Source organism: Flavobacterium taihuense (assembly GCF_019351435.1).
Classification (GTDB): Bacteria; Bacteroidota; Bacteroidia; order Flavobacteriales; family Flavobacteriaceae; genus Flavobacterium; species Flavobacterium taihuense.
The window spans coordinates 137624-151219 of sequence record NZ_JAHWYN010000007.1; the positions used below are offsets into that span (position 1 = coordinate 137624).

At 32.3% G+C, this 13596-nt stretch carries 13 protein-coding genes; 11 read left to right on the plus strand and 2 right to left on the minus strand.

Annotation, left to right across the window (positions count from 1 at the left end):
* Window positions 1–40: 40 nt before the first annotated feature.
* The 8 genes from KZH69_RS09965 (at window position 41) to KZH69_RS10000 (ending at window position 7735) form a co-directional block, all read left to right on the plus strand.
* Window positions 41–1075, plus strand: a complete 1035-nt coding sequence (locus KZH69_RS09965; RefSeq protein ID WP_255557803.1) for a lipid A deacylase LpxR family protein — start codon at window positions 41–43, stop codon at window positions 1073–1075.
* Window positions 1076–1227: 152 nt separating this feature from the next.
* Window positions 1228–1617 carry an SMU1112c/YaeR family gloxylase I-like metalloprotein gene (gloA2, locus tag KZH69_RS09970; RefSeq protein ID WP_219317294.1) on the plus strand — a complete coding sequence of 130 codons (390 nt, stop codon included), beginning with the start codon at window positions 1228–1230 and terminating at the stop codon, window positions 1615–1617.
* Window positions 1618–1787: 170 nt separating this feature from the next.
* Window positions 1788–3059 carry a chloride channel protein gene (locus KZH69_RS09975; RefSeq protein ID WP_219317295.1) on the plus strand — a complete coding sequence of 424 codons (1272 nt, stop codon included), beginning with the start codon at window positions 1788–1790 and terminating at the stop codon, window positions 3057–3059.
* A gap of 10 nt (window positions 3060–3069) precedes the next feature.
* Window positions 3070–3675, plus strand: a complete 606-nt coding sequence (locus tag KZH69_RS09980) for an HPP family protein (protein ID WP_219317296.1) — start codon at window positions 3070–3072, stop codon at window positions 3673–3675.
* A gap of 133 nt (window positions 3676–3808) precedes the next feature.
* Window positions 3809–5479, plus strand: coding sequence for a S41 family peptidase (locus KZH69_RS09985; RefSeq protein ID WP_219317297.1), 1671 nt, complete (start codon window positions 3809–3811; stop codon window positions 5477–5479).
* Window positions 5480–5574: 95 nt separating this feature from the next.
* On the plus strand, window positions 5575–6114 hold the full coding sequence (locus KZH69_RS09990; RefSeq protein ID WP_111408949.1) for an IS1096 element passenger TnpR family protein: 540 nt from the start codon (window positions 5575–5577) through the stop codon (window positions 6112–6114).
* Window positions 6115–6206: 92 nt separating this feature from the next.
* Window positions 6207–7265: a nucleoid-associated protein gene (locus KZH69_RS09995; RefSeq protein WP_219317298.1), complete on the plus strand. Its 1059-nt coding sequence runs from the start codon at window positions 6207–6209 to the stop codon at window positions 7263–7265.
* Window positions 7266–7492: 227 nt separating this feature from the next.
* The gene (locus KZH69_RS10000; RefSeq protein ID WP_219317299.1) at window positions 7493–7735 is read left to right on the plus strand and encodes a DUF1660 family phage protein; all 243 of its coding nucleotides are present in this window, start codon (window positions 7493–7495) and stop codon (window positions 7733–7735) included.
* 18 nt (window positions 7736–7753) lie between these two features.
* Here KZH69_RS10000 and KZH69_RS10005 read toward each other — a convergent pair whose 3' ends face one another.
* On the minus strand, window positions 7754–8821 hold the full coding sequence (locus tag KZH69_RS10005) for a hypothetical protein (protein ID WP_219317300.1): 1068 nt from the start codon (window positions 8819–8821) through the stop codon (window positions 7754–7756).
* Between the two features lie 199 nt (window positions 8822–9020).
* Here KZH69_RS10005 and KZH69_RS10010 point away from each other — a divergent pair, with 199 nt between their 5' ends.
* The 3 genes from KZH69_RS10010 to KZH69_RS10020 are packed head-to-tail and all read left to right on the plus strand — an operon-like array spanning window position 9021 to window position 13157.
* Window positions 9021–9917, plus strand: coding sequence for an ABC transporter ATP-binding protein (locus KZH69_RS10010; RefSeq protein WP_219317301.1), 897 nt, complete (start codon window positions 9021–9023; stop codon window positions 9915–9917).
* A gap of 55 nt (window positions 9918–9972) precedes the next feature.
* The gene (locus KZH69_RS10015) at window positions 9973–10809 is read left to right on the plus strand and encodes an ABC transporter permease (protein ID WP_219317302.1); all 837 of its coding nucleotides are present in this window, start codon (window positions 9973–9975) and stop codon (window positions 10807–10809) included.
* 14 nt (window positions 10810–10823) lie between these two features.
* Window positions 10824–13157 carry a T9SS type B sorting domain-containing protein gene (locus KZH69_RS10020; RefSeq protein ID WP_219317303.1) on the plus strand — a complete coding sequence of 778 codons (2334 nt, stop codon included), beginning with the start codon at window positions 10824–10826 and terminating at the stop codon, window positions 13155–13157.
* A gap of 169 nt (window positions 13158–13326) precedes the next feature.
* Here the strand turns inward: KZH69_RS10020 and KZH69_RS10025 are convergent, their stop codons facing one another.
* The gene (locus KZH69_RS10025) at window positions 13327–13506 is read right to left on the minus strand and encodes a hypothetical protein (protein ID WP_219317304.1); all 180 of its coding nucleotides are present in this window, start codon (window positions 13504–13506) and stop codon (window positions 13327–13329) included.
* Window positions 13507–13596: the final 90 nt, after the last annotated feature.

Here is a 13596-nt window from a genome sequence, read left to right on the forward strand (position 1 = left end):
AAGACCCGAGTGCAAATTTACCAACGATGATCTACTTGCAATGATTCATTTAATTAATATTGTTGTTTTCAAATGGATAAAAATTCCGAAAAATGCTATGCTTTTTTGGATAAAAGAAAACAAAAAATATTATACGATTTACTTGCTCTTTTTTTCTTTATTGTCATTTTCTCAAAGAATTGACAATACAGCATCTTTCAGGGACATGAATAACAATCATTATTTTCGTTATAATTACGACAACGACTTTTTCGCAAATACCGATTATTACTATACTCAAGGACATAATTTTGAATTGGTAAGTCCAAGACTGTTTAAAAATCCAATAAATAAAATATTTGTAAAATTAAAAAACAGCAAACAAAAATACGGCCTCCTATTTGAACAAATAGGCTTTACACCAACAAGTCTAAAATCCGATGAAATTCTTTATGATGACCGACCTTTTGCGGCGGCGGCGATGCTTAAATCATTTTTAATTTCGACTGATACCATTCATAAATCTATATTTTCTTCTACTCTAAGTTTCGGAATTATCGGTCCTTTTACTTCTGGTAAAGAAATTCAAACTATGATTCACAAATATATTGGCGCAGAAATCCCGTTAGGATGGCAATATCAAATCGAGAATGACGCGATCCTTAATTACGAAATTTCATATGAAAAACAATTATATCGGCTAAACAATTTATTTGCGTTACATGCCAATGCAAAACTTCGATTGGGAACAATGAACACAAATATGTCTGGCGGAGTGACAACAACTTTTGGAAAAACAAACTCTCCTTTTATTTCAATAGAAAACAAAAACAATTTCCAAATATATGGCTATTGGCAAGGTCTAATTACCGCTATCGGATATGATGCCAGTTTACAGGGAGGCCTATTTAACCCAAATAGCCTTTATGTAATTACTGATTCGAATATCGAAAGAGTTACTTTTCAAAAAAATTTCGGAATCGTTTTGCGTTCCAAAACATTTTATCTGGAATATTATCGATCCTGGCTTTCAAAAGAATTTGAGACAGGAAGAACACATAGTTGGGGCGGTTTTAGAATTGGATTTACATTATAATTTAAAAAACTGAAAATTTGAATATTAATTTACCTTTGACTTTTAAATAAAAAAACTCATTTTTTTTAGAGTTGATGCTTTTTCAAATATAAAAAAGCAAATTCTTATACCGTGATTCTAAATACCAATTTGTCAACAACACTATACTTGTCATGATTACATTAAACAAAGTACACCATATTGCCATTATTTGCGCAGATTATTCAAAATCAAAACATTTTTATATTGATACTTTAGGATTGACCATCATCCAAGAAATCTATCGCAAGAACCGAGATTCCTACAAACTGGATTTGGCACTCAACGGAAACTTTATCATAGAGTTATTCTCCTTTCCGAATCCTCCAAAACGAATTTCCAGGCCAGAAGCCGCAGGATTACGGCATTTGGCATTTGAAGTAAATGATATTCAGGAAACCAGAAACCATATTCTGGAACAAGGTTATGAAACTGAGGAAATACGAATTGATGAATTTACTCAAAAGAGATTTTTCTTCACTGCCGACCCAGACAACACTCCAGTCGAATTTTACGAGAAATAACATTTAAGCACTACATTTTCTTAAAGAAATCACAAAACAATGTTATTAAACTAAGGTTCTATTACAATTCCAATTTTGTTTCTTTAGCTTTGTATTCCTTAAAAAACGAATTGCTTTTTTATATATTATAAAGAGTTCGTTTTTCTACCTGAACGGTTTAAACAAAGAAAATGATTCAAAAAACACGAGATTTTCAATTCCTAAAATTCCAAAAGCTAGTTATCGTTTCAATCTTGATCGGTTTTCTTTCAGCATTTTTAGGAGTTGCTTTAAAAAAACTAACTGAATATTACGAAGAAATCTTTTCCCACCAAGCCGCAGTAAACCCTATTTATTATATTTTATTTCCAATTTTTGGATTGTCAGTTATTTATTTTCTAAGAGAATTTATTTTCAAGAAAAAAGAAAACAAAGGCATCAAGGAAATCTTTGAAAGCACCAATTCCAAATCACAAAATTTACCCAACTACAAAATTTCGTCCCATTTTATCAACGGATTATTGACCGTGATTTTTGGAGGTTCCACAGGCATTGAAGTTTCGACTGTTGTTGCTTCTGCCACGATTGGTTCTGTAGCACAGCGAAAACAAAACATTTTCAAAGAGTATAAAACAGAATTAATCTGTGCTGGAGTTGCTGCAGGAATTACAGCTTTATTCAGTAGCCCAATTGCGGGGATTCTTTTTACATTAGAAGTCATCTCCAGAAAAGTGACCCGAGCATTCTTAGTTACTAATTTGATCGCCGTCTTTACTGCATTTGGACTTATTTTTGTTTTACAAGAAAAGCCATTGTTCTCGGTAGTTATTACAACTTGGCATCTCAAAGCAATTCCATATTTTATCCTTTTAGGTGTTTTAGCGGGATTCGCTTCTGTCTATTTAACTCGATGTGTATTGTTTTTCAAAGATCAGTTTTCGAAAATAAAAACACACTATTTTAAAATCGTTATAGGTTCGAGTATTTTAAGCATTTCATTGCTTTTATTCCCACAACTTTATGGTGAAGGATATCACGCTATCAAAGAACTAATTGTAAATCCAAACGAAACCCAATTAACATTGTCAGTAATTTTGACATTTATTGGAATTTTAATTTTGAAACCAATCGTAACTTCAGCAACCCTAGTTTCTGGAGGCGATGGAGGTGTTTTTGCACCAAGTCTTTTTATTGGCGCTTTTCTGGGATTATTGGTTGCCTTGGTATTAAATACTTATTTTTCGGTCAATGTCATTCCTGTAAATTTCATAATTATAGGAATGGCAGCAGTATTGAGTGCTAGTATTCACGCTCCTTTTACTTCCATTTTTCTGGTTTGTGGATTAACGAATGATTACACCCTATTCTTCCCCATTTTGGTAGTTTGCCTGATTTCAAAATACACTGCAAAAATGATTTATCCTTTTACAGTTTATACGTACTCACCTAGTTTAGCAAAATAATATTTTTCCTATGCCTGTTCAAAAAATAAAGCGAACCTATCGCAAAACGAAATACATCCTTTACAAAGAAACTTTAGTTGATTATAAAGAGCAATTTTGGTCATTTTTAGGCTCATTTGTCGGCATCGGAATCTTGGCATATATTCAATCCATACATTTTAAGGGAAATGATGCCGTGTACTTAATTGGTTCTTTTGGAGCATCGAGTGTATTGGTTTATGGCATTATTCAAAGTCCATTTTCACAGCCTCGAAATCTCGTTGGAGGACACTTAATTTCGGCCTTAATAGGTGTTACCGTTCATAAATTTGCACCCGACATCATTTGGATTGCCGCTCCTCTAGCCGTTTCATCTGCCATAATTATGATGCAAATCACCAAAACCCTGCATCCACCGGGAGGAGCAACCGCATTAATCGCCATCATCGGCTCCGACAAAATAAAAGCCTTAGGATATATGTATGTGCTTTCGCCCGTTTTAATAGGCACATTGGTTTTGCTTATCACGGCTTTGATTTTTAACAACATGACTCCAAGCCGAACGTACCCGAGCAACAGCACCTACCACAAACACTACCATAAATTAAAAAAACGCTTAAGCAAAAGACAAAATTAAATTCGAACTGCTGACTGAATCACATATTAATTAGAATCTCTATTCTTAAAAAATTTTCTGACATTATTATTGTTTGATATTTAAAATACTATTTTTGGTAAAATTAATCTCACTTTAACCAAAAGCACTTTAAATGAAAAACAAAATTCTCCTACTATTATTGGTGGTTGCACAAACTGCATTCGGCAGTAATAATTTTACCGAAAATCAAAAACTTGCCACGACCTGTAAGGTTTGGGGATTTTTAAAATATTATCATCCCAATGTCGCAGGTGGAAGTAAAAATTGGGACGAACAGCTTTTTATAATTTTGCCTCTAGTTGAAAAAGCCCAAACCAAAGAGGAATTTTCATTAGTTTTAGAAAACTGGATTGCTTCTCAAGGAGAAGTAAAAAAATATGAGGCCACAAAACCAGACTCAAAAGTGGAGTATTTTACAAAAAACTTAAATTTAAAATGGATTGACGATTCTAGTGTATTTTCCAAAAACCTGTCCAAAAAACTTAAGTTTGTTGAAGATAATAGATATCAAGGAAAACATTATTATGTGCAATATGATCTTGATACTGGTAACATTTTACAATTTAATAATGAAGTTAAATATCCAAATTTTAAATGGCCCGATAAAAATTTACGCATTTTAACGTTTTTTAGATATTGGAATTACGTAGAATACTTTTTCCCATATAAATATCAAATGGATCAAAAATGGGATATCACTTTAGAAAAAATGATTCCTCTTTTTATGGAAGACAAAAATGAAGACGCTTTTTACGACGCAATGCAAAGACTAACCGTTAAACTTAACGACTCTCATGTTGTGTTTTATAGATATTCAGGCCCAGATTCAAACAAAATCCTAAATTATTTTCCAGCCAAATGTAAAATCATTGATGAAAAAATAGTTGTTACAGAAATTCGGGCAGATAGTCTGGCAGAAGCTCAAAATATAAAAATAGGTACTGTCATTACTAAGGTAAATAACAAAACGATAAAAGAAATTATTGCAGAAAATAGAGATTTAATTGCTGCATCAAATGAAGCTGTTTATCTAGACAGACTAACGGAATCAGCATTATCTGGATATTCAGATAATGTTAAGTTAGAATTTTTTCAAGACGGAAAGTATATAACAAAAACTATAAATTGGTATAATGAACACGATTCTCACAGAAATGAATATAAAAAAGGTGCCAAAATCAAAAAAGAAAAGTTTAAAGTTTTAGACAATAATATAGGTTATGTTGATATGGAAATTTTACAAGTTATAAATGTTCCTGACATGATAGAAACCTTACAATCAACCAAAGCCATTATTTTTGATATCAGAAATCATCCAAAAGACACTAATTATTCAATAGCTGAATACTTAAATCCAGAACCTAAGGAATTTGTTAAATTTATTGATCCCGATTTAAGCTTTCCAGGCAGGTATATTTGGAGAAATGGTATTGAAACGTGTGGAAGAATTAACCCGGATTATTACAAAGGGAAAGTAATTCTTTTAGTAAATGAAAAATCCATTAGCCATTCTGAATATACAGCAATGTGTTTAAAAGTAGCTCCTAATGCAACAATAATTGGTAGTCAAACTGCAGGAGCTGATGGTGCAAATGCATGTTTTCAAAGTAAAGGATTTCAAACATGGTTTACCTGTTATGGCGTTTTTTATCCCAACAAAAAAGAAACACAAAGAATCGGAATTGTTCCAGATATTGAAGTGAAACAAACTATCAAAGGCATTCAAGAAGGAAGAGACGAAGTGCTTGACAGGGCTTTGCAATTTATTGAAACAGGAAAGTAACTATATAAGCAAAAATCTTTTCAACAAATCCCAATTCATAAATTTAAAATCTAAAATTAAACTTTACATTTGCTCTTTCAATAAAAACAACGATTATGGTTTATAAATTCAGAGTCATTCTAGATGCCGAGGAAGACATTTTTAGAGACATAGCAATACTTGCAGAGGATACTTTAGAAGATTTACACAATGCTATTTTTAATTCATTTGGCTTTGACGGAATGGAAGTAGCTTCTTTCTATACTTGTGACGAAACTTGGAATCAAGAAGACGAGATTTCTATGTTTGATACAGGAGATGTTCCAGGTGAGCAAAAAATCATGAGTGACTATCAATTATCCGATATATTAGACGAGCAAAACACCAAGATTATTTATGTTTATGACTTTATCAATATGTGGACTTTTTTAGTCGAATTGGCCGCTGTTGAAGAACAGATTGTAGGTAATACGTATCCAGAAACAATATTTTCTCATGGAGAAATGCCAGACGAGGCTATTGAGAAAAACTTTGAAGCCGATATGCACGATGACATCTATGGCGAATTTGAAGACGATTTAGACGAAGACGATTTAGACATGTTCGAAGGAGACGATAGTTTTGAAGACTATGGCTTTGAAGAGAATTGGAATTAAAAGAAAATGACAATAAGAATCAAGAGCCAAGAGTAAAGACTTCAACCTGTCTTTTTTCTTGGCTCTTGGCTCTAAAACTTAAAAATAAATAAATGATCAACCTGTACAACACGCACATTGAAACGCTATCCATACATCGTGTGGGCAACATGAGTCGTAACGAACCTCTATTTTTATCGGAAGAACCATTTAAATTAAATGATGAAATTGTGCCTTTGATGAAAGAGTTTTTCTTCAAACCGTTTAAGGAAAAAGAAGAAAACTATTTTCAGTTTGCTCACGAAGTGGATTTAGACTACAATGACATGTTTAAATATGCAACTGAAATTTTCAGCAATCCAAATAGTTTGCATGATGTATCTAAAAAGATAACCAACCATCTTTTTGAGCAATCCAACCATCCACATATTAAAAATGGTGAGGTATATGTAACTTATTTAACCAATTTAAGTATTGATAATAATGTAGTCGATGCTATCGGAATTTTCAAAAGCGAGATCCAATCCGACTTTTTACAGTTTGAGGAAAAAGGAACGCAATTGGAAATGATACTTCAACACGGTGTAAGTCTAAACAAATTGGACAAAGGCTGTTTGATTTTTAATTACAAAAAAGAAGAAGGATACAAAATCTTATCAGTTGACAGCAATCGTTATGATGCCAGATACTGGTTAGAATATTTTTTATCGGTAGATGCATTTGAGGATGAAAATTTCATCACCAAAAAATATTTGAAATTCTGTCAAGGATTTGCAAAAGATGTTGTTTTTCCTGCCGAAGACAAAAAAGAAGAGGTAATGTTTATGAACCGTTCTGTGAATTATTTTGCAAAAAATGATCAATTTGAAGAAAGCAATTTCTTGAATGAAGTACTGGATAACCCGGATTTGATTCCAGAATTTAAAAACTACAAAGTTGACAAAGGCGAAAAATACAGCATCGAAGATGTGACTTCATTCCCTATTGCCAATGCGGCGGTAAGCGACGCTAGAAAATCAATAAAAAACGTAATCAATCTTGATACACATATTCAAATCAAAATGGATTTTATTAATCCTGAAAGTGCAGAAAAATTTGTGGAAAAAGGCTGGGACGAAGAAAAGCAAATGTATTATTACTTGGTTTATTTCAATAAAGAAGAGAAATCTTAATATTATTCCGGAATAGTAAAAAGCACATTATTCAAAAATACTTTATAATCCTCAACCGCTTAAGCAGTTGAGGATTTTTTTTTAACAAAATATCTTGGAGCCAATTAAAAAACAACATAACTGTAAGATTTAAACTTCTTTTAAAAAAAATACATGTATTTCGTCGGTTTTTTTTGAATATAACATCATTTTATCATACGTTTGACAAAATTTATAACCCCCACATTATGAGCTTCTTAAATTTCATGTCTAAATTCGTAGACAAAAAAACTGCTTGTTCAATTTTTGGTCATAAAATAGTGACTGTCAGAAATGTAACTGGTCATTTTAAAGAATATAAGTGTACTGTTTGTCAGGTTGAATTAACCAATGATTTACAGGACAGAAAAACATTTCTAACTCCTGAGTTAAAAAAAATAAATGAAACTTTATTGAATCATTACACAAGAAAGAGACTTTCCTCTATGTAATTTTCTGGAATACCCGCACTAAAACCCCGGCTTGAATACGTTGACACTATTGAAATTTCTGGTGACAAATTCAAACGCAGAACTCAATACGTTCCCCATAGATTTTGCGTTTTTAAAATTTATATCATTCGTGTAACGATACAATTCTAATTTCAGTTGGCCCAAATTACCATCTGTTGAAATATTATCGTTACCCATAATTTTCATCAGAATCTTAATTCTGTTTTCGGCTGAATTTATTCTTTTGGCCAAAGCTGATCGCTCTTCATTTTTATATTGTTCAATTGATCGATCTTGAAGCTTGTCTTTTACTATTTTAACCATAGGATAATTTTCCTTGAAAAACTGAGGACGATACACTTTAAAATTTCCTTCATAACATTGTTGATCAAAATCAATTGGTCTAATTTTATAGACAACTTGATCAAAATCATGAATAGGAATAACTACATAATTATACGATCTCATATCTCCCAATAAACGGATCATACAACGCTCATTGAACTTCACAAATTCTTTGGCTATTTGCGCTTTTTCGGTTTCTGTACATTTATTTAATAAGGTTTGCATAAAAACATCTCCAGGAATCCCCGTGATATGCTCTTCTATCAAAGTATCGTTAAATACTAAAAAATTTATTTTGTAGGGAGAAAGAAGATGTTCCAATTCCAAACCATACACTCTGGATGCATCTGCTTTTTTTATATAAAAATAAGTATAGTTGTCATTCAAAATATTTCTAACTTTTATTCGAAATGGCTTTGAGTTTCCAAAAGTGCAATAATCAATTGCATCAATATTCAAATATTTAAGAATTTCGGTATTCCCATCAGAATACAATAATGAATACACTTTTTTAAGATTCAAATCAATTTCTGTTCTTTCAAATTCATTATAATACACTCGTATCCATAAAGTGTCCTGATCATTTTTATCAAAAACACTAATAGCGCCCGAAAATCGCAAAAGATCATCATAAATAATAGGTTCTTTTGATACAAGATCAAATCGTTCCAGATAATTCATTAATGAATTATTGATGGGATAACATGGTTTTTTAAAAAACATTAAAGGTGCCTCACTCATTTCAGGTAGATTTGTTACAAATTTACATTAATACAGTTATTTATTCAAGGTGTTGCCCTTTTTAAATCAATAAAAACATTTGATTTCAAGTAATTAAACAGTTTCTTTCCTTTCTGTAAATTAGAGAATACCGAAAATTATTTTCTCCTTGAGTAACAAAAACAACACAAACTCGTCCTATACAAAAACACTAAATAATTTGGAAACAATTCTTTCAATACATAACCTCAACAAACGTTATGGCAGTCTTCAAGCTTTAAAAAATGTTTCATTAGAAATAAAGAAAGGCAATGTTTACGGGATTCTGGGACCAAACGGTAGCGGAAAATCAACTACTCTGGGTATTGTCCTCAATGTAGTGAATAAAACTTCTGGCGATTATAGCTGGTTTGAAGGAAATCTTCAAACACATGAAGCCTTAAAAAAAGTAGGTGCCATCATAGAAAGACCCAACTTTTATCCCTACATGAGCGCTGAGGAAAACCTAAAACTAGTTTGCAAAATAAAAAACATCGATTATTCAAAAATCTCTGAGAAGTTAGAGCTTGTTGGTCTAACCGATAGAAAACACAGTAAATTTAGCACGTTTTCTCTTGGAATGAAACAACGTTTAGCCATTGCTTCTGCCCTATTGAATGATCCTGAGATTTTGATTCTAGATGAACCCACCAATGGTTTAGATCCACAGGGGATTCATCAAATACGAGATATAATCAAACAAATTGCTTCAAAAGGAACTACCATTTTACTAGCATCCCATTTATTGGATGAAGTCGAAAAAGTATGTTCCCATGTTTTGGTTTTAAGAAAAGGACAGGTTCTGTATTCTGGTTCTGTAGACGGTATTTCTTCCAATGAAGGTTTCTTCGAATTGCAAGCGGATGATATAGAAAATTTAGTCCGAGTATTGCATACCCATCCCGCAATTGAAAAAATTAATGCAACAGAAGGAAAAGTTTTGGTGTATTTAAAGGCAAATTTAGAGTCAAAAGAACTGAATCAGTTTCTGTTTTCGAATAACATTTGTTTGAGTCATTTGGTAAAACGCAAAAACAGCTTGGAGGAGCAATTTTTAGAATTAACCAAGAATCAATAGCAATTTCAATGGCAATCAAAACACTAAAAATCTAATAGTCTAAACAATCTAGAAAATGAAACGATTACTCTCTATAGAATTACAAAAAATATGGTTAAACAAAGCCAGTCGCGTACTGACTTTAACCTATTTTATATTACTCTCTTTTATTGCTTTGATAGCCTCAATCAAGTTTAACATTGGTAACATTCATTTTCAGGTCGCCGAAATGGGAATTTTTAATTTTCCTTATATCTGGCACTTCAATACATACATCGCGGCCATTTTGAAACTCTTTTTAGCTATTGTTATCGTTTCGATGATGGCAAATGAATACAGTTACGGCACTTTAAAACAAAACCTAATTGACGGATTGAGCAAGAAAGAATTTATACTTTCTAAATTCGTAACTATAGTATTGTTTTCATTATGCTCTACCGTTTTTGTTTTTATAATGACCTTAATTCTTGGTTATAGTTTTTCATCTTATACGGAACTAAGCATTGTTTTTTCTGATTTGGGCTATATTTTAGCCTTTTTTGTAAAACTGGTTGGATTTTTCTCTTTCTGCTTATTCTTGGGAATATTGGTAAAACGATCAGCATTTGCGTTGGGATTTCTATTGGTTTGGAATATTATCGAAGCCATAGCAAAAGGCATTTTGAACTTTCGTATTTTTCCGGAAGGGAAAACTGCAGGTTACATCACCCAATTTTTTCCTTTGGAATCAATGTCTAACTTAATACTGGAACCCTTTTCAAGATTATCACTTATTAAATCAATTGGTAACCAAATGGGGGTAGAAAACCTCAAGGATTACAGTGTACACTTTTCGTCAATTGTGATTGTTTTATGTTGGACAATTATCTTTTTATTCCTATCCTATAGAATATTAAAAAACAGGGATTTGTAGTATATTTGTATGCTATGAATGGTATCAAAAATATTTTATTTTTAGTACTCTACTTCCTATGTACTGTCGCTTCTGCTCAGTACATTACAGTAGATGACACCCAAACAGCTCAACAACTGATTGAAAATGTTTTGGTAAATAGTTCTTGTGCCAATGTTTCCAACTTTAGCGCTACAGGCGATACGTTTACTACCGGGCAAAACAGTTATGGATATTTCAATTCTGGAATCAGTAATTTTCCCATTAAAGAAGGCGTACTAATAGCTACATCTAGCAGTAAAAAGGCCAGAGGTCCCTATATAAGTGATTTGGGTAATGGAAGTGATTCTTGGGTTGGTGATATCGATTTAGATCAGACATTAGGCATCAATAGTATCAATGCAACAGTACTGGAATTTGATTTTGTGCCATTAACCAATTTCATAAGCTTCAATTATATTTTTGCTTCGAATGAATATCAATCTTTTTTTCCTTGCAATTATTCAGATGGTTTTGCTTTTTTGATTAAAGAACAAGGGAGTACTGACGGTTACACAAACATTGCGGTATTACCGGGTACTACAATTCCGGTATCTTCCAAAAATGTACACCCCACTATAAAAGACGTTATTGATCCTCAAAACAATTTACACCCAGGTTGCCCGGCCATAAATGATTCTTATTTTAATGGATTCAATACTGATACAAGTCCTGTTAATTATAGTGGTCAAACGGTACCTTTACGTGCTCAAGCTGATGTAATTATCGGAAAAACATATCATATCAAATTAGTAATTGCCGATGATAAAGCAGTATATTATGATTCGGCTATATTTCTAGAAGCAGGAAGTTTCTCCGCAAAATTAGATTTGGGTCCAGATCGCACTTCTGCAACCAGTAATCCTCTTTGTTTCGGCGAAATCTATACTATCGATACCAAACTTCCGGCGAACTATACTTACGAATGGTATAAAGATGGTTCTACAATTGCAATGATTGGTGAAACAATGCCAACTTTAAATATAACTACTCCTGGCACTTATAAAGTAAAAGTCACTCTATTCCCAACCACTTGTACTGCAGAAGATGAAATAAAAATAGAATATGCTCCTCAAATTGTTTTAAACGATACAACCTTATCCCAATGTGATGATGATAATGATGGCTTTTCTGTTTATGATTTAACCAAAGTGGATAACCTCATTAAAAACAACAATCCAAAATTATCAAAAGTTGTCTATTATACCTCATTCGCAAATGCTCAAGGAGAAATTAATCCTATTTTAGATACAACCACTTTTAAAAATACAACAATCAATCAAACTCTTTACGCCAGAGTAACCAATGAATTTGACTGTGTTAATTATGCCCAATTGAATTTGAAGATTTCGAACAATTCAATTGCAATTCAAAATCCAATTGAGAGTTGCGATACAGATGGCGTGGATGATGGAATAACTCAATTTGATTTAAATTTAGAAGTAACCCCACAGGTAATAAATGGACTGACAGCTGGTTTTACTGTTGAATATTACCTGACTGAAACCGATGCCATTGCCCAAAAAAACCAAATACCTAATCTCTTCTCCAATACGATTCCAAATCAACAAACAATCTATGCTAGAATTGTAAACGGCCCTGATTGCTATAATATCACTCCAGAAACTCTAGTCATAAACACTTTTGATCCGCCAAATTTTCAAGAAGAAACATTTTTTTTATGTGATGGAACTAATAAAATTTTAACCGTAGATAGCGGTTTTTCAGATTATTTATGGAGTAACGGAGATACAACCAATACAACAAATGTTTCAACTCCTGGAGAATATATCGTGACCGTTAGTAATACGAGCGGTTGCAAAAAAACAAAAAAATACATTGTTAAACCTTCTGGAATTGCAACAATTACCAGTGCAGCAGCTAATGGTTTTACTGCAACTGATAATACGGTGAAATTATTCTATACTGGTACAGGCAATTATGAATTTTCATTAGATGGCAATTTTTATCAAGATAGCCCGATATTCAACAATGTCAATGCAGGTGTCTTCTGGGCAACTGCCAAGGACAAAAATGGTTGTGGGATCTCAATACCTTATAAAGTATATGTACTAGATTATCCGCGTTTCTTTACTCCCAATAATGATGGGTATAATGATACTTGGAAAGTAAAAAATCTGGACGTTTTGCCTAAATCTTCTATAACTCTCTTTGATCGCTATGGAAAATTATTAAAACAACTAAATGATTCTAGCAGTGGATGGAATGGTACTTTTAATGGAAATCAATTACCCGCAGACGATTATTGGTTTGCCATAACAATTGAAGACGGAACAATAATAAAAGGACATTTTTCTTTGAAAAGGTAATGGTTGGTTCAAATTTCCCCACTATTATCATACCACAATATTGAATCTAAAACTTTATGGTGAATTCTCATGATTGATATCGGGAGTAAAATTAACACTCATTTTGCAAACACAAAAAAACACAACCTAGAGTTAGTGCAATTCCATAATGTTTGACATTATCTCATGACTAAAATTTTAATTTTTCATCAAGGAAAGAATGAATACCCATCAATACTGCAACTGGGATAATTAAAGGCATAATCAATGCCGTGATAAGCAGTTCTATATTCCAGCCATAGTCTTCATTTGCTTTTTTGTTAGCAATCCCAAATGAATACATGTAAATCAACGAAAAATATATGATCATTAATATCATTTTGATTTATTTAAAGGTTTATACTCTTTTATGTACAATGCAAATTAAAACATTTTTGTTGTTTAAATGCATATAATACCG

Coding starts and splice junctions, on each gene's coding strand:
- KZH69_RS09965 (WP_255557803.1), top strand. CDS start 41: ATGATTCATTTAATTAATATTGTTGTTTTCAAATGGATAAAAATTCCG.
- gloA2 (WP_219317294.1), top strand. CDS start 1,228: ATGATTACATTAAACAAAGTACACCATATTGCCATTATTTGCGCAGAT.
- KZH69_RS09975 (WP_219317295.1), top strand. CDS start 1,788: ATGATTCAAAAAACACGAGATTTTCAATTCCTAAAATTCCAAAAGCTA.
- KZH69_RS09980 (WP_219317296.1), top strand. CDS start 3,070: ATGCCTGTTCAAAAAATAAAGCGAACCTATCGCAAAACGAAATACATC.
- KZH69_RS09985 (WP_219317297.1), top strand. CDS start 3,809: ATGAAAAACAAAATTCTCCTACTATTATTGGTGGTTGCACAAACTGCA.
- KZH69_RS09990 (WP_111408949.1), top strand. CDS start 5,575: ATGGTTTATAAATTCAGAGTCATTCTAGATGCCGAGGAAGACATTTTT.
- KZH69_RS09995 (WP_219317298.1), top strand. CDS start 6,207: ATGATCAACCTGTACAACACGCACATTGAAACGCTATCCATACATCGT.
- KZH69_RS10000 (WP_219317299.1), top strand. CDS start 7,493: ATGAGCTTCTTAAATTTCATGTCTAAATTCGTAGACAAAAAAACTGCT.
- KZH69_RS10005 (WP_219317300.1), bottom strand. CDS start 8,821: ATGAGTGAGGCACCTTTAATGTTTTTTAAAAAACCATGTTATCCCATC.
- KZH69_RS10015 (WP_219317302.1), top strand. CDS start 9,973: ATGAAACGATTACTCTCTATAGAATTACAAAAAATATGGTTAAACAAA.
- KZH69_RS10020 (WP_219317303.1), top strand. CDS start 10,824: ATGAATGGTATCAAAAATATTTTATTTTTAGTACTCTACTTCCTATGT.
- KZH69_RS10025 (WP_219317304.1), bottom strand. CDS start 13,506: ATGATCATATATTTTTCGTTGATTTACATGTATTCATTTGGGATTGCT.